This window comes from Rhodococcus sp. 05-2255-3B1, from assembly GCF_002258545.1.
Taxonomy (GTDB): domain Bacteria; phylum Actinomycetota; class Actinomycetes; order Mycobacteriales; family Mycobacteriaceae; genus Rhodococcoides.
In genome coordinates this window covers 173,743-193,686 of sequence record NZ_NOZC01000007.1, presented here as the reverse complement: position 1 = coordinate 193,686, position 19,944 = coordinate 173,743, and the positions used below count along the sequence as shown (strand labels likewise).

General features: G+C 63.9%; 28 protein-coding genes. 9 read left to right on the top strand and 19 right to left on the bottom strand.

Going from position 1 to position 19,944, the window contains the following annotated elements; translation table 11 throughout:
* Positions 1 to 87: 87 nt before the first annotated feature.
* From CH249_RS05140 to CH249_RS05115, 6 genes are read right to left on the bottom strand one after another with little or no spacing between them, the layout of a single operon-like run.
* A complete protein-coding gene (locus CH249_RS05140; protein ID WP_094629060.1) occupies positions 88 to 843 on the bottom strand; it encodes a class I SAM-dependent methyltransferase in 756 nt (251 codons plus the stop codon).
* A gap of 23 nt (positions 844 to 866) precedes the next feature.
* The gene (locus tag CH249_RS05135; RefSeq protein WP_094629061.1) at positions 867 to 1,340 is read right to left on the bottom strand and encodes an N-acetyltransferase; all 474 of its coding nucleotides are present in this window, start codon (positions 1,338 to 1,340) and stop codon (positions 867 to 869) included.
* Positions 1,341 to 1,354: 14 nt separating this feature from the next.
* Positions 1,355 to 1,690, bottom strand: a complete 336-nt coding sequence (locus CH249_RS05130) for a hypothetical protein (RefSeq protein ID WP_141214688.1) — start codon at positions 1,688 to 1,690, stop codon at positions 1,355 to 1,357.
* Between the two features lie 40 nt (positions 1,691 to 1,730).
* Positions 1,731 to 2,222 (bottom strand): putative immunity protein, encoded by a 492-nt coding sequence (locus CH249_RS05125; RefSeq protein ID WP_094629063.1) that lies wholly within the window; start codon positions 2,220 to 2,222, stop codon positions 1,731 to 1,733.
* A gap of 19 nt (positions 2,223 to 2,241) precedes the next feature.
* Complete coding sequence (locus tag CH249_RS05120; protein WP_141214689.1) at positions 2,242 to 2,562, bottom strand: hypothetical protein; 321 nt, start codon at positions 2,560 to 2,562, stop codon at positions 2,242 to 2,244.
* A 21-nt stretch (positions 2,563 to 2,583) separates the two neighbouring features.
* A complete protein-coding gene (locus CH249_RS05115; RefSeq protein ID WP_094629065.1) occupies positions 2,584 to 2,955 on the bottom strand; it encodes a VOC family protein in 372 nt (123 codons plus the stop codon).
* Positions 2,956 to 3,104: 149 nt separating this feature from the next.
* Between CH249_RS05115 and CH249_RS05110 the strand changes: the two genes are divergently transcribed.
* Positions 3,105 to 3,785: a thiamine pyrophosphate-dependent enzyme gene (locus CH249_RS05110; RefSeq protein ID WP_032396913.1), complete on the top strand. Its 681-nt coding sequence runs from the start codon at positions 3,105 to 3,107 to the stop codon at positions 3,783 to 3,785.
* The gene (locus tag CH249_RS05105; protein ID WP_094646215.1) at positions 3,785 to 4,684 is read left to right on the top strand and encodes a transketolase family protein; all 900 of its coding nucleotides are present in this window, start codon (positions 3,785 to 3,787) and stop codon (positions 4,682 to 4,684) included. The genes CH249_RS05110 and CH249_RS05105 overlap by 1 nt, the downstream gene beginning before the upstream one ends.
* On the opposite strand, the gene CH249_RS05100 is transcribed toward CH249_RS05105, so the two are convergent.
* The 4 genes from CH249_RS05100 to CH249_RS05085 all read right to left on the bottom strand — a co-directional run bounded on the left by CH249_RS05100 (position 4,685) and on the right by CH249_RS05085 (position 8,016).
* Positions 4,685 to 5,146: a DUF6194 family protein gene (locus CH249_RS05100; RefSeq protein WP_094682459.1), complete on the bottom strand. Its 462-nt coding sequence runs from the start codon at positions 5,144 to 5,146 to the stop codon at positions 4,685 to 4,687. It abuts the gene before it with no gap.
* 84 nt (positions 5,147 to 5,230) lie between these two features.
* On the bottom strand, positions 5,231 to 5,854 hold the full coding sequence (locus CH249_RS05095; protein WP_094656652.1) for a hypothetical protein: 624 nt from the start codon (positions 5,852 to 5,854) through the stop codon (positions 5,231 to 5,233).
* 40 nt (positions 5,855 to 5,894) lie between these two features.
* Positions 5,895 to 6,428, bottom strand: a complete 534-nt coding sequence (locus CH249_RS05090; RefSeq protein WP_094646212.1) for a hypothetical protein — start codon at positions 6,426 to 6,428, stop codon at positions 5,895 to 5,897.
* Positions 6,429 to 6,621: 193 nt separating this feature from the next.
* Complete coding sequence (locus CH249_RS05085; protein WP_094682460.1) at positions 6,622 to 8,016, bottom strand: PLP-dependent aminotransferase family protein; 1,395 nt, start codon at positions 8,014 to 8,016, stop codon at positions 6,622 to 6,624.
* On the opposite strand from CH249_RS05085, the gene CH249_RS05080 reads away from it, so the two are divergent.
* Positions 8,015 to 8,956, top strand: coding sequence for a DMT family transporter (locus CH249_RS05080; protein ID WP_094682461.1), 942 nt, complete (start codon positions 8,015 to 8,017; stop codon positions 8,954 to 8,956). The genes CH249_RS05085 and CH249_RS05080 overlap by 2 nt on opposite strands.
* Complete coding sequence (locus CH249_RS05075; RefSeq protein WP_094629071.1) at positions 8,953 to 10,173, top strand: pyridoxal phosphate-dependent aminotransferase; 1,221 nt, start codon at positions 8,953 to 8,955, stop codon at positions 10,171 to 10,173. The genes CH249_RS05080 and CH249_RS05075 overlap by 4 nt, the downstream gene beginning before the upstream one ends.
* A 3-nt stretch (positions 10,174 to 10,176) precedes the next feature.
* Here CH249_RS05075 and CH249_RS05070 read toward each other — a convergent pair whose 3' ends face one another.
* Both CH249_RS05070 and CH249_RS05065 read right to left on the bottom strand, forming a co-directional pair.
* A complete protein-coding gene (locus CH249_RS05070) occupies positions 10,177 to 10,374 on the bottom strand; it encodes a helix-turn-helix transcriptional regulator (RefSeq protein ID WP_032396904.1) in 198 nt (65 codons plus the stop codon).
* The gene (locus tag CH249_RS05065; protein ID WP_032396903.1) at positions 10,371 to 10,778 is read right to left on the bottom strand and encodes a hypothetical protein; all 408 of its coding nucleotides are present in this window, start codon (positions 10,776 to 10,778) and stop codon (positions 10,371 to 10,373) included. Before CH249_RS05065 ends, CH249_RS05070 begins: the two co-directional genes overlap by 4 nt.
* A gap of 174 nt (positions 10,779 to 10,952) precedes the next feature.
* On the opposite strand from CH249_RS05065, the gene CH249_RS05060 reads away from it, so the two are divergent.
* Entirely contained in the window at positions 10,953 to 12,116 is a 1,164-nt protein-coding gene (locus CH249_RS05060; RefSeq protein ID WP_032396902.1) for an NADH:flavin oxidoreductase/NADH oxidase, read from the top strand.
* Positions 12,117 to 12,226: 110 nt separating this feature from the next.
* On the top strand, positions 12,227 to 13,168 hold the full coding sequence (locus CH249_RS05055; protein ID WP_094682462.1) for a DUF808 domain-containing protein: 942 nt from the start codon (positions 12,227 to 12,229) through the stop codon (positions 13,166 to 13,168).
* Between the two features lie 68 nt (positions 13,169 to 13,236).
* Here the strand turns inward: CH249_RS05055 and CH249_RS05050 are convergent, their stop codons facing one another.
* The 3 genes from CH249_RS05050 to CH249_RS05040 are packed head-to-tail and all read right to left on the bottom strand — an operon-like array spanning position 13,237 to position 14,465.
* Positions 13,237 to 13,449 (bottom strand): hypothetical protein, encoded by a 213-nt coding sequence (locus CH249_RS05050; RefSeq protein ID WP_094682463.1) that lies wholly within the window; start codon positions 13,447 to 13,449, stop codon positions 13,237 to 13,239.
* 8 nt (positions 13,450 to 13,457) lie between these two features.
* Positions 13,458 to 14,045, bottom strand: a complete 588-nt coding sequence (locus CH249_RS05045; RefSeq protein WP_045197648.1) for a helix-turn-helix domain-containing protein — start codon at positions 14,043 to 14,045, stop codon at positions 13,458 to 13,460.
* A 48-nt stretch (positions 14,046 to 14,093) separates the two neighbouring features.
* Positions 14,094 to 14,465 (bottom strand): VOC family protein, encoded by a 372-nt coding sequence (locus tag CH249_RS05040; RefSeq protein WP_094629074.1) that lies wholly within the window; start codon positions 14,463 to 14,465, stop codon positions 14,094 to 14,096.
* A gap of 62 nt (positions 14,466 to 14,527) precedes the next feature.
* Here CH249_RS05040 and CH249_RS05035 point away from each other — a divergent pair, with 62 nt between their 5' ends.
* A complete protein-coding gene (locus tag CH249_RS05035; RefSeq protein WP_094682464.1) occupies positions 14,528 to 14,959 on the top strand; it encodes a MarR family winged helix-turn-helix transcriptional regulator in 432 nt (143 codons plus the stop codon).
* Between the two features lie 2 nt (positions 14,960 to 14,961).
* Here CH249_RS05035 and CH249_RS05030 read toward each other — a convergent pair whose 3' ends face one another.
* Genes CH249_RS05030 through CH249_RS05020 form a run of 3 tightly spaced genes read right to left on the bottom strand, consistent with a single transcriptional unit; the run spans position 14,962 to position 16,953 of the window.
* Positions 14,962 to 15,771, bottom strand: coding sequence for an alpha/beta fold hydrolase (locus CH249_RS05030; RefSeq protein ID WP_094682537.1), 810 nt, complete (start codon positions 15,769 to 15,771; stop codon positions 14,962 to 14,964).
* 13 nt (positions 15,772 to 15,784) lie between these two features.
* Positions 15,785 to 16,504, bottom strand: a complete 720-nt coding sequence (locus CH249_RS05025) for a pirin family protein (protein WP_094682465.1) — start codon at positions 16,502 to 16,504, stop codon at positions 15,785 to 15,787.
* Positions 16,501 to 16,953, bottom strand: a complete 453-nt coding sequence (locus CH249_RS05020; RefSeq protein WP_094656644.1) for a MarR family winged helix-turn-helix transcriptional regulator — start codon at positions 16,951 to 16,953, stop codon at positions 16,501 to 16,503. The genes CH249_RS05025 and CH249_RS05020 overlap by 4 nt, the downstream gene beginning before the upstream one ends.
* Positions 16,954 to 17,039: 86 nt before the next feature.
* Between CH249_RS05020 and CH249_RS05015 the strand changes: the two genes are divergently transcribed.
* Entirely contained in the window at positions 17,040 to 17,558 is a 519-nt protein-coding gene (locus CH249_RS05015) for a VOC family protein (RefSeq protein WP_094682466.1), read from the top strand.
* Between the two features lie 31 nt (positions 17,559 to 17,589).
* Entirely contained in the window at positions 17,590 to 18,372 is a 783-nt protein-coding gene (locus tag CH249_RS05010) for a pirin-like bicupin family protein (RefSeq protein ID WP_094682467.1), read from the top strand.
* On the opposite strand, the gene CH249_RS05005 is transcribed toward CH249_RS05010, so the two are convergent.
* Positions 18,369 to 19,934: a Na+/H+ antiporter gene (locus CH249_RS05005; protein ID WP_094682468.1), complete on the bottom strand. Its 1,566-nt coding sequence runs from the start codon at positions 19,932 to 19,934 to the stop codon at positions 18,369 to 18,371. The genes CH249_RS05010 and CH249_RS05005 overlap by 4 nt on opposite strands.
* Positions 19,935 to 19,944: the final 10 nt, after the last annotated feature.

The window sequence follows — 19,944 nt, the reverse complement described above, 5'->3', positions numbered from 1 at the left end:
GTAGCTCCTCGAAGTCGAACCTGCACCCACTTATTGGGAATCATATTCGTTTTGCTCGGATGTGGCGACTCCCGGGGTTGGGGCGTCTCACCGGCTCGGCTTCGTGGTGCGGAAAGCCCTTGTGACATAGGGCAGTTCGATCGTCCTCGATCCCTCGAGACCCAATTCGTCGAACAGTGCAGTGAGATCCCGATCGATGCGGTTGCGCTCATCGGGGGTCGCGGTGATGTAGAAGCTGCGCGACCGAACCAGATCGGTCAACTGGGACCGGCTCACCGTGCGCGACCACGCCCACCGCTCCTCGTCGAGCCGGCGGAACGGTTCTGCGATCGGCGGTGGACCGTCGTCGAACATGGTCAGCGCTCCACCGCGCGAGACCACCGAGTTCAGTCGCCGAACCCACGAGTGCGACTCGTCGCGAATGTTCCAGATGAGTCCCAGGGTGCCACCTGGGCGGAGAACCCGGCCGATCTCGCGTGACGCGGCCACCGGCTCGACCCAGTGCCACGTCTGTCCGAGCAGGACGGCATCGACGCTCTCATCATCCAGCGGCAGGGACTCGGCAGTGCCGACGTGGGCGGGAACTCCGGGCACTGCAACGCGCAGGGCGTCGAGCATGGCGGGATCAGGATCGACCGCGACGGCGTCGCACCCGGCGGCGACGATGATGCGGGTGAGCTTGCCGGTCCCGGCACCGACGTCGGCGACAAGAGGCCGCCCGCCCGACTCGAGTACGGGTTCAAGCATCCACTCGACCGCGGCCGACGGGTATTCGGGGCGAGCAGATTCGTACACGTCGGCGACGGTCCCGAACGATGTAGAGCTGTTATCTCGGCTAACCATATGGCCAGGCTACATCTCTTGCGTCAGTTCAGCTCGAGTTCGTAATACAGAGCTTTGGGTCCCTCGCCACGGCCTTCGTGGCAGTCGAAGCCACGCTTTTCGTACACGTGTCGCGCCGCCTCGTCGTCCTCGGAAGTGTTGAGGTCCATGTAGGTGGCACCCCTGCCGCGTGCGTGCTCGATGACGTCGTCGAGAAAGGTTGTTCCGTAGCCCTTCCCGCGTAGGCCAGGCCGGACGTAGAACTCGGCGAGATAGGCCTCGATATCTGCGCTCAGAGTGCCGGCCCGAAATCGCAGAATCGCCACACCGATGGCGGGAGTCCCGAATGTCAGCACGCTGGTATCGCCGGATTTCACCAGAGTATCGAGATGAGCTGCAAGCCAATCCGACTCGGGCACCGGGTAGTCGTACTCGCGATTGAAGTCGATCAACAGGATTGCGGCCTCGGTCAGTCCGGCGGGATCCTGGACGGCACGTGTACCGCTGACTGACGACATCGCCTTCTCCTCGGTCAGTGATCCGGTCGAACGAGATTCTTGGCGTCACGCAGACCGAGACCGGGATGCATCTCTCGTAACGCTTTGATGGCGTGGACAGTTCTGCCGGATTCTGCGACCACCGCTTCGACATCCCCGGCGGGTACGGCTTCGGGTCCGATCTTGTCCGGAGACGTCCAGGTTCGGCGCTCTCCGTACCAGATGAACACAGCGGCCACAGCCAGCACAGCCAGCTTCGACCAGTTCCAGGCAGAAGGATCGGACACGATGTCGCTGATTGTCGAGAATGCGAGGAAGGCCAGCAACGCGGCAATTGCATAACGCTTCCACGGGCGTTCATGTGCCTTCATCTTTCCCATGCTGTCACCGCACTCCAATCGAGGCAACGGCTCAACGGCGCAATTCGGTATCGAGTCGGGCCATGAGCACGCCGAACCTCGTGCGCCCGGCGATCGGTGGCGGAAACCGACGCAAAACCGCTCGCACAGTCGCATCGGACTGCGCGTCGATCCATTCGATCTGTTCTGCAGCAGATTCGGGGTCGGCGAGCACCAGGTGCACGGCAGAACCGAGAATGTGTTTGATCTGATGGGGGCTGTACAGCGGATGGAGAAACACAGAGCCGGCCGCGTGCATTGCGGACAGTGCTGCGTCCGTGGCCGCTGAAGTCGGCAGTTCGCGGGCCGCTTTGTGCGCGTCCCAGGCGAGCCTGCGTAACTCCGCCGTCCGGTGGCCGGTCTCGGCGAATGCCTCGGCACCCTCGATCGCCGAGCGTGGACGCGCATCCCCGGGGTGGGCCATCTCGTAGATCGGTAATGCCCGTCGGGCGCAGGTAGCCGCAAAGGCCGTCACGTGTCGAATGTCGTCGGTGCTCAGCTCCACTTGGGCAGGCCCAGCCACCTCATGCCTCTCGAGTTCGCTTGCGCGTGAGTACGAATCCGAACTTGCCGAGAACGAATCCGGCCAGTGCACCGAGAGCTGCGGTACACACAGGCACTACGTACAGCCACAGCATGGACAGGCCTCGAGTTCTTCGGTCGAACGAATCGTTCATGTCACCGACGAATTCGTCGTCCATCGTGACACCGTTCAGGGCTTGATAGCCACCGGAATACACGACGCCATTCGCGTTGGTGGTCATCTCGCCCATCAGGTACCAGCCCAACGGCACCAATCCGACGATGAATCCGAACAGCAGCAGAACGATGACGAGATTGCGCACCATCTCAGGCTATTGCCCTCGTCAACCGTCGTACACCTCCGTGGTGATGCAGAAGGGGTGCCCGGCGGGGTCGAGCAGAACTCGCCATCGGGGGTCCGGCTGCTCTGCTGCCTCCTTGGCCCCGCATTCGACTGCAAAGGCGACGGAATCGGCCAGGTCGGCTCCAGCGTCCAGATCGAAGTGCACGATGGATGTCGACGGCCATTGGGGCGGAATGTAGTTCGTGACTTTCTGCGCAACGATGTTCAGGCCGGATTGTGTGCGGATCCCAACGCTCTCGGAGTTCTCCCACAACAACTCGCCGCCGAGAAGCGCGAGATAGAAGCGCGCTAGTTCCGCCGGATCGGCGCAGTCGATGGACGTCCCCGCTATAGCGAGGGGGTTTCGCGGCATATCTGGAGACTACGGTCGGTGGTGCCGTCAGTGTCCACAATTTGGCTCGAGAAGCGGAAATCGTCGTCCCGCCCGGGAATGTCGGACACTCACATCACCTCCCCCGCAGGGCTTGACCTCGAGTGCGCTCGAGGTTGCAGGGTGGGGTCATGCAGATGACATTCGACGAGTTGCCTCGGCTCATGACTCTGATGACGGGCGACGAAAAGCACAGCACCAGCGCCACTTCGACACTCGATGTGTTGTGGGTGTTGTACTCCGACATTCTGAGCCTGGACCCAGCCGATCCTGACGACCCGGACCGTGATCGGTTCTACCTGTCCAAGGGTCACGGGCCGATGGCGTACTACGCCGTGCTTGCGGCACGGGGATTCTTGACGCCGCACGAGCTCGCGTCGTTCGGCAGCTACGACTCACCGCTGGGAAATCACCCGGATCGCACGCTGGCACGCGGGGTCGATATCGGATCGGGATCGCTCGGTCATGGCTTGGCACTGGCCGCCGGAACTGCTGTTGCGCTGCGGATTCAGAACAGTATCGCCCGAGTTTTCGTACTGATCGGCGACGCCGAGCTCGACGAGGGGAGCAATATGGAAGCCGTTCAATTCGCTGCGCGATCGAATCTGGGCAATCTGACCGCGGTGGTGATCGACAACGACTCCGCCGGCCTGGGATGGCCCGGCGGTATCGCGTCGCGGTTCGCGGTCGAGGGGTGGTCCACTTCCGACGTCGACGGCCGAGATCACACCGCTCTCAGGCGCGCGTTTCGCCTCCATCATCCACAGGGGCCGCACGTGGTGGTCGCTCACGTCGAAAAGAAGGAGAGCTGATGAAAGCAACGCTGGACCAACGCGAGTACTTCTACGGCCTGCTGCCCGATCTGTTGGCGCAGAACGAGCGAACAGCGTTGGTGCTGGCGGAGATCGGAGTTGGATATCTCGAACCGCACCTCACCGCCGGTATTCGATCGCGGGTGATCAACGTTGGCATTCGAGAGCAGGCCATGATCGGGGTCGCCGGTGGTCTGGCCCTGGCCGGAATGCGTCCGATCGTGCACACCTTCCCGCCGTTCCTTATCGAGCGGCCCTTCGAGCAGGTGAAACTCGATCTGGGCCATCAGAGCGTCGGCGCAATCCTGGTGAGCTCGGGTGGATCCTACGGGTGGCCGCAGGGCGGCGAGACACACTTCGGTCAGCGAGATGTCGCACTCCTCGACACCCTGGACGGGTGGACGGTCCATGTTCCCGGGCATGTCGACGAGGTCGAGTGGATGCTGCAGAGCGCGGCGGCAACCGACGATCGCGTCTACATCAGGCTCGACGGGGTGTGCAACGAACGTCCATACGGCCGGCCCGATGGATTGTTCACCATTGTGCAACAGGGCAATTCGGGAACAGTGATCTCCGTCGGCCCGATGACGGACCGGGTTCTCGCCGCAGCCTCGGGACGCGACCTGACGGTGCTGCATGCGTCGACGATCAGGCCGTTCGACAGCCGAACGCTGCGGGCGACGTTGACCGCGCCGGACGTCATGATCGTCGAGTCGTATCTCGCGGGAACGTCAGTGCTGCAGGTGAACAGAGCCCTCGCCGATGCGCGTCATCGTGTGTCGGGAGTCGGGGTCGAAGCAGGAGAACGACGCAAATACGGCACGGTGGCCCAACATGATCGGGCCAACGGCCTGGATATCGAGGGGCTCTCCCGATCGATGGACGATTTCTTCGGCTGATCAGGCTTGGCGGCGCTCGTATCTGCTCTTGGCACCGTGATACGCGGCGTCGAGTAGTTCCCGAACACGCGTTTCGGTCTGCGAAGACGGGTTGACCACCGACAGCCAGCCTGCGGTGCCGTACTGAGGGTGGGCAGCGAGGACGTCGTCTGTGTCGGCCTGGGGTGCCTGGGCCGCTTCGCGGGGCGGCACTCCCAGCATCCTGTGGAATTCTTGTTTTCCTGCAACGATGTTGACGCGGAACGCGTCGGGTCGGTCCAGTCGGGACAGCTCGTCGCCCGGGTAGTTCTTGGTCACGATCGTGGCGAACGGCTGAGTGTTCGTGGGGATGGACCCGTCGGGCGAGTAGTAGAAGAACGCATCGCCCCAGGCGAGTTCGGGAGTTCCGTCTCCCTCTCGAGGCCGCTGCGTCACGGTGCCTTCGAAGCTGCGGACCAGATTCACGATGTCGTCGAGTGTCATGTCCCGATCGTCACACGGTCGGCAGGATCGTTCACCCGATTTCGTACGTGGCCGGTCGAGCAACAGATCCGCATCGTCCTCGGCTCAGGTCGTTGCAGTCGCCGTCGCGCGCGAGATGATCTGCTCGATTCGGTCTGCGTCGTCGGCGTCTCTGGGTGCGTAGACGAAGACGTAGGTCTCGGGTAGTCCGAGAACCGGGCGTCCGGCCAAGGGGTGCAGTTCACCCCAACCCGCGGAGATCACGGTCTGCGCATCGTCCGGCTGCATCACCACGTGCAGCGAGCCCTCACTGTCGTGCACGTGCAGAACTTCACCCTTCGTTCGTGAGATCCAGGGCGCAGCGGCACCGATGTCCGTGACGTACAGCGCGTCGCCTCTGCGCTCGAATCGACTGCGCTCGAGGTGAAACGGCCCGCCGGATCGGGCTTCGGCGACCACCGTTGCCGTGAGCCGCTCGATGAGCTCAATGCTGCCACGGTGGGTGAGTTGCCGGTGCGGTATCGGGTAGGGCGCGATCGTCGGACGAGGTCCGGGTCGGTGATCGAGGTGCCAGTGCAGTCCTGGGCTCCCGGCACCGTCGACGGTCGTCGTGTCGCGTCGGGCGAGTGGTTTGAGGGCAGTGGTGATCAGCCAGCCACCGACGTTGGCGGGGAGGCCACCCGGCCCCAGGTCGATCCACGCGGCGTAGTCGTTCCTGACCTTCTGCACGGGATCAACATAGCTGGTGGGGCCGGGCGGGAACAGCCCGTCAGGCCGGGCAGCTCACGGTGTAGGTCCAGACTGTGCCGACCGGTCCGGTGACGCGGACCAGCACAGCGGACGCGGTGCCGGGCGGAACCGACACCACCACCGAGCCGACTCCGGTGCTGCCGCCGACATAGCCGGTGTTGTGGATCAGTGCGCCCTGGTAGAAGACCTCGATCTGATCGGGAACATCGACGGTGTCGTAGCTGAGCACGAACGAGGTCGGTCCGGTTCGGCCCAGCTCGTGCAGGGTCTCCGTCACGCCCTCCTCACCCGACATCGTGGAGGCATTGCACTGCTGCGTAGCGATGCCTCCGTTGGCCGAACCGGTGTCGATGCCGAGAATGCCTCCGGCGATGGCACTTCCGCTGCCGAGGATGCGGGCACCGTTGTCGATGATGTTGCCACCGTCGAGGATTGCGCTTCCGCTGTCGACGATCGCGCTGCCACTGTCGACTATGGGGCCGAGTTCGGGTTGGGGGACCGCTGCCGCTGGGACGGCCAGGGCACATGCCCCGGTTGCCAGGGCGACTGCCATCGAACGACGAACCAGGTTCCTGCGAATTCCACTCGTGCGCGCCACATTTCCTCCACCGAAAGTATTGACGGGCTGTCCGTCTCAGCGATGGTGACACAGTGATCGCGCGTCGAGTATCCCTTGTTCGGATGATCGTGCGGGGCCGAAGATGCTGTGCCCCAAAGGTTGCTGTCATTCGATCGACTGAACGGTCTCAGATGATCGATCCGATCGTGCGCGCCGCGTCGGCGAACTCGCCGGGGTTGGGGCCTGCATAGTTGAGCCGTAGGTACTTGCCGGTGGGTTCGGCGGGAAAGTAATCGTCGCCCGCGCCGACGATGACACCCGCTGCCTTGCATTCCTGCACAATGCGTTCCAGGTCCGAGTCGTCGCGCAGGCGCATCCAGAGATTGAGCCCACCTCGGGGCACCGCGTCGAGGTGCCCACGCGGTGCGAACTCGATGAGGCTGTTGGCCAACAAGTCTCGGCGCGATGCCAACTGAGTGCGCAACCTCCGCAGGTGAGTTCGCCAGGCGGGTTGCGTGACGACGTCCAAGGCGACGGCTTGCAGAATCCCGCTGACGTACATCGATTCGGTGCCGGTGTCGGCGAGGATGCGCTCGTGGGCGGGCCCACGGGCGATCAGGCCGGCCAGGCGAACCGAGGGCGAGACCGTCTTGGTGAGTGAGCGAAGGTAGACGACATGCCCGCCGTCGTCCCGTGCGGCCAGCGGATTCGGCTCGGAGCTGATACCGAAATCGTGGGCCGAGTCGTCCTCGATCAGGAATGCGCCGTGGCGTCGAACAGTGTCGAGGACCCGCTCGGACAACGTGGGCGACCACTGGGCCCCGGTGGGACTGGCGAAGGTGGGTTGCGCGTAGAACGCCCGAGCGCCGGTGTGCGCGAACGCTCGTGCGAGTGCGTCGGGGTCGGGCCCGTCGACGCCGCTGGGTATCGGTACCACACGGACGCCGGCCTGCGTGGCAGCAAGGATCGCACCCCAGTACGTCGGGGACTCCATGAGCAGTGGACGCCCGGCACCGACGAGTGCTCGAAACGCTGTGCTGAGTCCGGTCTGGCTGCCGGGAATGATGACGACGTCACTGGCCGACGGTGGCGTGACGCCCAACGGTGTCGACGCCCCCAACTCGGCCGCGAACCACGCCCGCAGTTCCGGCAGACCCGCGGTGGGGGGTCGGGCGATCACCGAGTCGGTCCGTGACGCACGCGTGAAGGCGGCGTGAACAAGCCTTTCCGGCAACAACTCCCGGGCCGGGTAGCCCGAATGCAACGCGATCACATCGCTCGACGTCGACTGCAGAGCCGCCGGAAGTTGTAGTCGATTGTCCGGCGCTCCCAGCGCCGCCGTCTGCCACCCGTAGTCGTTGGGGCGGGCCGTGCGCACCGTCCTGACGAATGTGCCGACGCCAGGCCGGCTCTCGATGACGCCTTGCGCGATGAGCGTGCGCAGGGCCTTCTGTACCGTGACCGGGCTGGCCGAATGCTCGGCGACCAGGGCGCGGGTGGACGGCAGCCTGGCTTCGGGAGGGGCAGTCGCAATCCAGGTTCTCAGTGCAGAGACGATCCGGGAACTGCTATCGTCGGACATGACACAGCATAGTAGCGCTACTCGTTCTGGGACGGGCCTGCTATCGCGCGCCGGATTGCTCTGGGGCCTGGCGGGCGTTACGGCGTTCTCGTTCACGGTCCCGCTGACCCGCGTCGCGGTCACCGGAGGCCTGTCCCCGCTCTTCGTGGGCTGCGGACGTGCTGTGGTCGCAGCCGCGCTGGCCGCGATAGCGCTCGCCGCTACAGGACAACGGCTCCCGCAGGGACGGCAATGGATTCGGCTCGCAGTGATCGCGGGCGGTGTCGTCGTTGGCTTCCCGGTACTGACGTCGTACGCCCTCACCACCGCATCGGCGGGACACAGTGCCGTGGTCATCGCGTTGCTGCCTGCGGCCACCGCCGCTATTGCAGTTGCCCGCGAACGGCAACCGGTGCGGCCGATGTTCTGGGTGGTCGCAGGCGTGGGGGCCGCCGTCGCGGTCGGCTTCGCTGCGCTGCAAGGCGGACAGCTGACCGGATTGCAGTGGTCGGATCTGTTGCTGCTCGGAGCGGTCGTCGCCGCAGCGGTGGGATATGCCGAAGGCGGGCTGCTGTCGCGAGAACTCGGTGCGTGGCAGACGGTGTCGTGGGCGTTGGTGGTGTCCGTGCCGGTCACCGGAGCGTTGACTGCTCTCGCGTGGTGGCAGCAACCGTCGACAGCGGGGGCAACCGAGTGGGCCGCCTTCGGCTACCTGGCGGTGGTGAGCATGTACCTCGGGTTCTTCGCCTGGTATCGGGGACTGGCGATCGGCCCGATGTCCAGCGTCAGCCAGGTCCAGTTGATCCAACCTGTGCTGACCATCTGCTGGGCCGCGGTCATCCTGCGCGAGGGCTTGACGTGGCCGGTGCTCGTGGGTGGAGCGGCGGTCATCGTGTGTGCAACAGTGGCGGTCCGGACCCGGATGTCGCCGACCGTTCGGCAGGAGGAGTTTTCGAAATGACGAGATCGATCGACCAGGCGCGCAAGCTCGAGAACGTGCGCTACGACATCCGTGGACGCATTCTGGACAAGACGGAGGAACTCGAGGAGCAAGGGCACGCCATCCTGCGACTCAACGTCGGCAATCCTGCCCCGTTCGGTTTCGAGGCACCGGACGAGATCATGATGGCGATGATCCGCAACCTTCCCACCGCACAGGGCTATTCGGATTCCCGGGGCCTGTTCTCCGCCCGCACGGCAGTGGTCCAGTACTACCAGACCAAAGGCCTGACCGATCTCGACGTCGGCGACATCTACCTCGGAAACGGGGTCTCGGAACTGATCACCATGACGATGCAGGCGCTGTGCAACCCGGAAGACGAAATCCTGATCCCGTCGCCCGACTACCCGCTGTGGACCGGCTCGGTGGCCCTGGCCGGTGGTGTGCCCGTCCATTATCTGTCCGACGAAAACCAGGATTGGGCCCCGGACTTCGATGACCTCGAAGCCAAGATCACGCCCCGCACCCGCGCGATCGTGGTGATCAACCCGAACAATCCCACCGGAGCGGTGTACTCACGAGAGGTACTGCAGCGATTCGTCGACCTGGCACGGGAGCACGATCTGGTTCTGCTCGCCGACGAGATCTACGAGAAGATCGTGTACGACGGGGCGGTGATGACCAACCTCGCCACCCTGACCGGGAAAGATGTTCTGTGCCTTACCTATTCGGGTCTGTCGAAGGCGTACCGGGTGTGCGGATTCAGGGCGGGATGGCTGGCGATCACCGGCCCGCGCCGACGCGCGGCGAGCTTCATCGAGGGCATCACACTGCTGTCCAACATGCGCATGTGCGCGAATGTGCCGGCGCAACATGCGATACAGACCGCGCTCGGCGGCAGGCAGTCGATCGAGGATCTGCTGCTCCCGGCGGGCAGGTTGACCGCGCAGCGTGACCTGGCGCATCGCATGCTCAACTCGATCGACGGAATCAGCTGCGTCCAGGCAGCGGGGGCGCTGTACATGTTCCCCAAACTCGACACCGAACGGTTCGGGATCGTCGACGACGAGAAGTTCGTGCTCGACCTGCTCGAGTCCGAGAAAATTCTGGTCAGTCACGGCCGTGCCTTCAATTGGGATGTGCCCGATCACTTCCGACTCGTCACGTTGCCCAACGTCGACGATCTCGCGACGGCACTCGACCGCCTGGGCAATTTCATGAGCTCCTATCGGCAGTAGCTATCAGCTCTGATCCGGCTCGAACAGTTCCTCGATCGAGCAATCGAACGCCGCGGCGAGGCGAAAGGCGACAGGCAGGCTCGGGTCGAATCGCTCCTTCTCGATCGAGATGATCGTCAGTCGGGTGACGTCGATGCGCTCGGCCAGTTCGTGCTGAGACCAACCCTGCTCGGTGCGACGCCGTCGAACACTGTTCTTCACTCGGACAGTGCGCGATGTCGCGCGTAGGTGTACCGCGCGGTGAACGATGCGAACGCGGCGAGAAGCAGACCGATCAGCAAGAGGGTGGCCGGTGGTTCGGCTCGTGCGATCGAGACAACGGTCAGCGTCAGGCCCAGAGTGCACACCAGGTCGGTGGCCATCCCACTCGATGCGGCCGACGTCCAATGAGATTCGATGCTTTCGCCCGATGCATACGCCGGCTCGGTTGTCGTCGGGGCAACGAAGAGCACCCAGCCCAGCATGGCACCGAACGGAAGAGCGGTGAACCCGAACACCACCGCTGCGATCCCCGGTGCGACCGGTGAGACCAGCCAGGCCAGCAACGCCGTTGCCGAGGCGGCGGCAAGGCCGACTGCGCCGACCGACAGCCATCTGAGTGTCATGTGAGTGCTCCGATCGTAGGTATAGCTCGCTATACGTATAGGAAACCATACATCGGGCCCTCACGCTCGGATGATCGGGACGGTGAGAAGACTGTCACCGACGTGCAGCATCGGTGTAGTCGATCGAAACGTGTCAGGTGGTGAGGTGGTGTCACTCAGGAAAGGACCACTGTCATGCCGGATCTCTTCAGCCCGTTCACCCTCAAGAGTGTGACGCTTCGAAATCGAATCGCCATGTCGCCGATGACGATGTACCGCGCCGTCGACGGCAAGATGAACGACTTTCACCTGATGTATCTCGGTGCGCGTGCGGCAGGAGGTTTCGGGATGGTGTTCCCGGAACAGGTTGCGATCACGCCGGACGGTCGTACGACTCCTGGCTGTGCGGGGATCTACGACGACGACCAGATCGAGGGACACGCACGCGTGACGTCGATGATCAAGGAGATGGGATCGGTCCCGGCCATTCAGCTGGGGCACACCGGACGCAAGGGCAGCGAAGTCCCACCGTGGCAGGGCGGACATCAGCTTCCGGCCGACCATCCCGACGGCTGGGAATGTGTGGCGCCATCGGCGATTCCCTACGGCGGTGACCACTCGTTCCCCGTCCACGAACTCACCGTGCCCGAGATCAAGGCCATCCACCAGAGCTACGCCGATGCAGCTGTTCGGGCCGCCGAAGCCGGGTACGAATGGCTCGAAATGCACTATGCCCACGGTTATCTCGGTGCGAGCTTCTTCTCCCCGTTGGCCAACCAGCGCACCGATCAGTACGGCGGCAGCCTGGAGAACCGGGCGCGGTTCCACCTGGAGGCGCTCGACGCGGTGCGTGAGGTGTGGCCCGAGAAGTACCCCCTCACCATGCGATTGGGCTCGGACGATCACCACCCGGACGGTGTCCAGTTCGACGAATCCATGATCGCCATCGGATGGATGAAGGAGCATGGCCTGGACATGGCCGATGTCAGCCTCGGTTTCAACACCGACGACATGGTCGACCCGCCGTTCGGGGACATGGGCTTCATGGTCGAGCGCGCCGCACGCGTCAAGCGTGAGCTGGATATCCCGGTGACCTGCAGCTGGAATCTGGGCGTACCGGAGAACGCGGACGCCGTCATCCGCGAAGGCAAGATAGATGTCGTGCTGCTCGGGCGTCCGGCACTGGCCAATCCGCACTGGCCGGTCTGGGCCGCGCGTGAGCTCGGCCACGGGGATCCGTTCTCGCTGGTCCCCGAGGACTGGAGTTGGTGGCTGAAGAACTTCCGTGGACACGACCCGAGCATCGGACTGCCGCCCGCGAAAGTTCTCGACGACGAGCAGGAGAGGAAGATCGCGTAGCAGAGGGAAAGGCCGGACGGCGATCACGGACCATCCGCGGGCGGTAGGGTTCCAAGGGCTCGCATCATGAGGAGCCATGTGGTGTTCTCGTATCGACGCGGAGGTTTGTGATGGCCGGCGGACTCGTAGCCTTGCTCGACGACGTGGCAGCGCTGGCTCGCCTGGCTGCAGCGTCCATCGACGACGTCGGAGCAGCTACCGGCAAAGCGACGGCCAAGGCGGCCGGGGTCGTGATCGACGACGCCGCCGTGACGCCTCAGTACGTTCGCGGTCTCGCGGCCGAACGTGAACTGCCCATCATCAAGCGCATTGCCGTGGGCTCGCTGCGCAACAAGTTGCTGATCATTTTGCCGATCGCCTTGCTGCTCAGCCAGTTCGTGCCGTGGTTGCTCACGCCCATTTTGATGCTCGGCGGCTGCTACCTCAGCTACGAGGCGGCGCACAAGATATGGGGCGCACTCTTCGGCCACGGCGATGATCACGCGGCCGCCGAGGACGAGCCGCGTGACGAGGACGCCGTCGTCTCCGGAGCGGTGCGTACCGATCTCATTCTGTCGGCTGAGATCATGGTCATCGCGCTCGACACCATTGCTGCAGAAGGCTTCTGGAGTCGGCTGATCATCCTTGCCGTCGTCGCCGTGGTCATCACGATCGTCGTCTACGGCGTCGTCGCACTGATCGTGAAGATGGACGACATCGGACTGAAATTGGCCGACGGCTCCACAGGGTTCGTAGAGAGGCTCGGCCGAGGCCTGGTCAAGGGCATGCCCAAGGTCATGTCGGTGCTCTCGGTCGTCGGCACCGCAGCGATGCTGTGGGTCGGCGGGCACATCCTGCTCGTGGGTATCGACGAGCTCGGCTTCCACCCCATCTACGAACTCGTCCACCACGGCGAAGAAGCGGTGCGAGGAGTCGCCGGCATCGGCGGAGTGCTGGCGTGGATCGTCAACACACTCGCATCGGCGATCATCGGTGCCATCGTCGGTTGCATCATCGTGGTTGCGCAGCTGGGAATCTCGAAGGCGCTCGCCAAGCGAGCTGCTGCGAAGTAGTGGCTGTACCGGCGACTTTCGCCGTCGTTCATTCGTCCCAGGTGTGGCTGCACAAAATCTTGCTCTGATCAGCGTCGAGCCAGTTCGAGTACCCGTCGCTCGGACGCGGAGACATCGGCGAGGGATGCCGTCAACTCGTCCCACGCCCTCTGAACGCGGAGTTCGTCTCGGCGGAGGCGCTTCTGCGCAGCAGCGAGTCTGCGGCGTTCGGCCAGAAGCAGATTCCGATCGCGATCGCGATCGGCGATGAAGAGGTATGTGTGCGGATCGAACGGATACATGCCAACTCCTATGGTGTGGTGGGGAATCCGTGCATCAGCACCATGACGTGTTCGCGCTCCGCCGATGGTGATTGCTCGCCGTGTCGACGCCACTTGTCGATGACGGCGCGCATTTCCGTCCCCATGGTCTTCGTCTCTTCGGCGGTGAGTCGCAGGACGTCGTCGGAGCTGAACGCCGCCGCCACCCATTCCGGCCCCCAGGACTCCGAAGTTCGCCCGAAGTCGTGCAGACGCGACCACTGGTGCGCCAGCCAAGAATCCATGGATGCCTTGGCGACCGACAGCGATTCGGGTGAATCCGAGAAGTCGTTCTCGGACCAGCTGAACCCTCCCTCGTTGGCCTCCGACCACCAACGTTGACGTTTGTCGGATCCGTTCTCGACCTCCTTGACGAACCCGTGCTCGGCGAGTTTGCGCAGGTGATAGCTCACCGAGGCGGGTGACTCGTCCACCAGATCGCCGAGCTGGGTCGCCGTCATCGACTTGTTGGCGCGGAGTGCGTAGAGCAGGCGGAGCCGAATGGGATGCGTCAGCGCCTTCAGCTCGGACATGTCCGTCAGCTTCCTGGGTGTCCTGTCGGGCGGCGGTGGGGTCATGCGACAACCATAACCCGAAAGAAATATTTCGCAATACTTCTTTCGGAATCAGCTGTTGTGCACGGTAACGGCATACCCGTCCGGGTCTTGCAGGACGAAGGTCTTACCGAAGGGGCCGTCGAAGGGTGCGGTCAGGATGGGCACGTCGGCCGCGATCAGTGACTCGTGCAGCGCCTCGGCATCGTTGCACACGAGCCACAGCGCAACTCCGAGTCCCGGCTGACCACTGTCGAGATCTGTTCCGGGAGCCGGGTTTCGGACTGCGAACGGAATCGGTGACGTGGTGAATACCACTGCGCCGGGTGGTGCCTGAGGCGCGCGGACGAGACCCAGACGCGATTCGTAGAAATCCGCGCTGACGGCGAGGTCGCGTACTTGGAGTGAGAGGAAGCTCGGTCCGGAAACAGCTGCAACGGTCATGATGGGTCCTTTCGAGTGGTCGTCAAGTTCTTGACGAGGGAAATGTATGTCAAGATATTGACATGAGTCAAGTGGACGTCGATTCCTCCATCGGTCTGGCCCTCAAGCGAGCCACGTCCGCCCTGCGTTCGGCGATGGACGATGCTCTGAGCGAACTCGACATCACGGTCTCGCAGTACTCGAGCCTCGAACACCTCGCGCACACACCGGGCCTGTCCAACGCCGAACTCGCTCGCGCGGTGTTCGTCAGCAGGCAGGCAACCCATCAGTTGTTGGCCGGGCTGACGCGCGAGGGCTTGGTGGAGATCGAGGGCACCGGTCGTGACCAACGCCTGTACGTGACCGCTACGGGCCGAGAGCGCTTGCGGCAAGCGTCGGCCGCGGTCGCCGCCGTGGAGCAGGCCATGATTGCGTCACTGTCGAAGGGCGAGCGAAAAGTGCTGCATCGCAATCTCGTTGCGTGTGCTGAGGCGTTGGGCGGGCACCGGTCTTGACGTCACGCGATCGAGTCGAGGAACTCCAGCATCGCCGCGTTGAACTCACTGGGCCGGTCCATGTTCGCGGCGTGACCGCAGCTCTCCAAGACGACCGATCGACCGAGCGGGTTCAGGTCCACCGACTCGGAAGCATGTGCAGCAGGCCAGAACTGACTGTCACGCGCGGCGACCATCAGGTACGGCTTGTCGATACCGGCAATGGTTGCGCGCCAATCCTGCGCAGCATGATCTGCGAGCAGAGCCCTCATCGGTGGGGTGTCGGGGGACGCCAATTTCGGCATCGCACGTAATGCGAGCACAAGCCTCAGCAGCGACGGTACGGATTTCCACTGGGGCCGCCCGTGACCGGTATCGGGTATTCCGTTGTCGAAGAACGTCGTTCGATTGTCCTCGGTGAGTCCGTAGAACCCGTTGGCCCAGCCCGCGGTGTTGACCATTCTCGGTGTCTGATCCACCGACACGATGGCGCGAACGCGTTCGGTGCCGAACTGCGACACGTACGACCAGACGGTGCTCGCTCCCATCGAGCCGCCGATCAGAACGGCTTCGTCGAGACCCACCGCCGACAGGAAGTTCGCCACATCGCGTCCGTGCCGCTCCATGGTCGCGCCGTGTGTCGGTGCCTCCGAGGCACCGTGCCCTCGTCGATCGAGCGCCAGAACGCGGTATCCGTTCGCCACCAATGTCTTCTGCTGCAGCATCCAAGTGGTCGCGGGCGCGCAGAAGCCGGCGATGAGCACCACGGCCTGGCCCCTGCCCTCGTCGAGATAGTTCAGGGTGACGGCATCGTCGGTGATGACGGTCGGCATGAACGACACTCCCTCAGGCGAACTCGGCGTGCATTTCCCAGATCATGATCTCGCTCGACGTCGATGCTGTCACACGGTGTCCGCCGGTACCGGTGAGCCGCACCGCGTCACCCTGGTCGAGATCGCCGATGTCCTCGAACACCACTGAACCGTCGGCGACGAAGACGTGACCGAACGGTGCGTCGGGAACGGTGCTGGACTGTCCCGGCGCGAGCCGCGCAACATGAAGCGACACAAAGCGATTGCCGATGCGTACTCCTGTCCTGCCCGGCATTCCCGATGCGACGCAGACGAGCTCGCCGGATGCCAACTCGTCCCGCACGTCCAGTTCGTCGTACGACGGCACCCGTCCGTCGGCATCCGGTGGAATCCACATCTGTACGACGCGTAGCTTGTCGCGACTGGTCAGACTCGATGCGTTGCGTTCGGTGTGGCGGATGCCGGTGCCTGCGCTCATGCGTTGAATCAGTCCGGGGCGGATCAGCCCGCTGTTGCCCTCGGAGTCCGTGTGTTCGAGGGTGCCCTCGAGCACCCAGGTGAGGATCTCCATGTCCCGGTGCTCGTGCGAGTCGAATCCCTCGCCGGGAAAGACGGTGTCCTCGTTGTGCACCATCAGCAACCCGTGCGCGTTGGCCGCCAGGTCGTAGTTACCGGTCGCGGGGAAGGACTGTTTGGAATCGAGCCATTCGTTCCACCAGTGATGGCGCTGCTCCCCGGGAATGTGGCTGATCACGACGCGTGGTTCCGCATGGCCGAGAAAGTCCGGGTCAGTGCCGCAAGATCGTCCGGAGCCACGAGGTCGAACATGTTCTTCCGCACCGCCTCGACGTGCCCTGGACTGGCTGCGGCGAGGGTGTTCAGTCCGGCTTCGGTGAGTTCGGCGGACATGCCCCGCTTGTCGTCGTCGCACTTGACGCGCCGGACCCAACCGCAGTCGACGAGTCGGCTGATTGCCCTGGTTACGCCGCTGCGAGTGGTGGTGACGGCCTCGGCGAGTTCGCTCATGCGGCGTCGGCGATCGGGTGCTTCGGAAAGGACCACGAGCAGCTCGAAGTCGGTGAACGAGATCCCGGAGTCACGCGTGAGCTGATTGTCGAGATCGCGAAGCAGCAGCCGAGTGGCGTCGAGGTATGCGCGCCAGGCCAGCTGTTCGTCCTGGCTGAGCCACCGTGGGGAATCCATGAGTCCATAGTAGTTGACAACGCAACTACTGGGTGTACTGTTCTTGGTAGTTGACGAAGCAACTACTTGACCCGGAGGGTGCAGCGATGACCGACGACATGACTGCCGAAGAGACACGACGCGCGCAGGAACACGAAGAGCTGCGGGACCGTATCCGTGCCCAGCACCTGAAGCCCGCAGGCGAACGGCCGGCGTCGTCGGCTCGCGGCCTCCACCACACCGCGTTGGTCAGCAGTGACGTCGAAGCAACGGTCCGCTTCTATCAGGATCTGCTCGAGTTCCCGCTCACCGAGCTCATCGAGAACCGTGACTACCCGGGCTCTTCGCACTTCTTCTTCGATATCGGGAACAGCAACCTGTTGGCATTCTTCGACTTTCCCGGACTCGACGTCGGACCGTACGCCGAGGTGCTCGGCGGCCTTCATCACGTGGCGATCAGTGTCGAACCCACCAGGTGGGAGCACCTGCGTACCAAGCTCATCGACGCCGGAGTCGAACTGATCGAGCACAGCGAGGTCTCGCTGTACTTTCGCGACCCCGACGGTGCCCGCCTGGAACTGATCGCCGATCCACTCGGCGAGATGTACGGCTCGCACGTTCTCTGACCCCACACTCCACGAATTCGAGGGACATGATATGACCTCTGCAGCAACCACACTCGACGTCCGGCGAGCCGATGACCGATTCAAGACCAAGATCGGTTGGCTCGATTCCAAGCACTCCTTCTCCTTCGGCAACCACTTCGATCGCGGCAACACCCACCACGGCGTGTTGATGGTGAACAACGACGACATCGTCGTTCCCGGGCAGGGTTTCGACACCCACCCGCACCGCGACATGGAGATCGTCACCTGGGTGCTGCAGGGTTCGCTGGTGCACCAGGACTCGATGGGTCACTCCGGCGTCATCTACCCCGGTCTCGCCCAACGAATGAGCGCAGGTACGGGAATCCTGCACTCGGAGAAGAACGATTCGTGGCGACTCGGGGAGACCGCCGGCTCGTACTCGGGCAAGCACGGCGATCCCGTTCGCTTCGTGCAGATGTGGGTGGTGCCCGACGAACAGGGCATCACCCCCGGCTACGAGCAGCTCGAGATCGACGGCGAATTGCTCAGTGGCGGTTTGGTTCCCGTGGCATCAGGAATGGCACACCACGCCGACCACGCAGCCATTCGCATCAAGAACAAGTACGCCGCCATGCACGTGGCGCGCTTGCAGGCCGGGCAGGCTCCCGTCGAGATACCCGACGCCCCGTTCGTGCACATCTTCGTCGCCCGGGGCGAATCGATGCTCGAGGGCGTCGGACCACTGGCCGAGGGTGACGCCGTGCGCGTCAGCGGAGGCGGCGGTCAGAAGCTGAGCACCGCGACCGGAGCCGAAGTGATCGTGTGGGAGATGCACGCGGCGATCGCCGGCTAGTCGGTCTCTCGATGCGGGCGGAAGGAATGCTCTTCGTGATCGAGTTCGTGCTCGAGACTCCGCATGCTGTTGTCCGGCAGCCGGCCGGCGTCTCGCCAGCACAGCAGCTCCTCCCGCTCGACGTCGAGTATGCGGCGACGTGTGGTCATCGCGGCAATTTGCTCGGGTGAGATGACCGCATCGCCGATCTCGGACTCGTCGAGGTGATCCAGACGGCGATGGTAGCGGTCGATACGGTGCTCCAACTCGCGGCGCAGTATCTCGCGACCCTCGTCGTCCAGGTTCTCCTCGTCCGCAATCCGGTCCAACTGTGACAGAGCGGCTTTCGTCGAACCCTCCCGTGCTTTGTTGCGTAGACGTGCCTCTGCGGCGGGATCGGCCACGACGTTCAACCTGCGCACCAGCGGAGCGAAAGTCAATCCCTGACCGATCACCGTCACCAGCACGACGAGAAATGCACAGAACAGCAGCAGATCTCGGCTCTCGAACGGCTCGCCCGAGTCGATGGTCAGCGGCAACGTGAAGACGGCAGCGACGGTGATGACTCCGCGAGTGCCTGCCCAACTCATCACCACCGCCTCGCGGGCGGACAGCCCGGTGGTCAGGAGCCACAGCGGCCGCAGCAACAGGACGCCGGCGAGCGTCACCGTGACTGCGAGGGCGATCGTCGTCCCCGAGTAGGCCGACAGGCCGCCGACAACGGTGGGCAATTGCTCGCCGATCAACAAGAACACGAAGCCCTCGAGAAGCAGATCGATCAGCCTCCACACGGCACTGGTCTGCAGGCGACTGGCTCCGGAGATGGCGTGACGGGTGTGGTGACCGATCACCAATGCTGCGACGACGACGGCCAACACCCCGGACGCATGCACTTCCTCGGCAGCGAGGTACGCGAGGAACGGTGTAGCCAGCGAGACGATGTTGAGCAGCAGCGAATCGTGAACGAACCGCTGTATCAGCCGAATCGCCAGTGCGACGATCAGTCCGACGACGATGCCGCCTGCTGCGGCGAGCACGAACAATCCCCCGGCATGAGTGGCTGTCATGTCCTGACTCGAGATCGCGGCGATCGCCACGGTCAGCATCGTCAGTGCGGTCGCGTCGTTCAGCAGTCCCTCGCCCTCTATCAGGGTCACCAGTTTCGGTGGGATGCCTGCGCGTCGACCCACCGCCAGCGCCGCGACCGGGTCCGGTGGTGCCACGGCGGCACCGAGCGCCATACCAGCGGCCAGCGTGATCCCCGGAACGAGCAACCACAGACCGACGCCGACGAGGGCAGCCGTCGCCACGACGAGGGCGACCGACAAACTCAAGATGGTCCACACGTTGCGGCGGATGGCGATCAGGGAGGAGTTCAGAGCGGCGCTGTAGAGCAGCGGCGGAATCACCAGGGTCAGAACGAGCTCGGGGTCGAGAACGATGTCGGGCAACGCCGACGCCGAGACGGCCAGGCCGGCGAGCGTCAACAACGCTGCCGCGGGGAGTGTCGTCTTCTTCGAGATCACCTGTGCGGCGACGATCAGGCCTGTGGCTGCCAGGACGAGACCGAGTGTCTCTACCACGGTAGGTCGA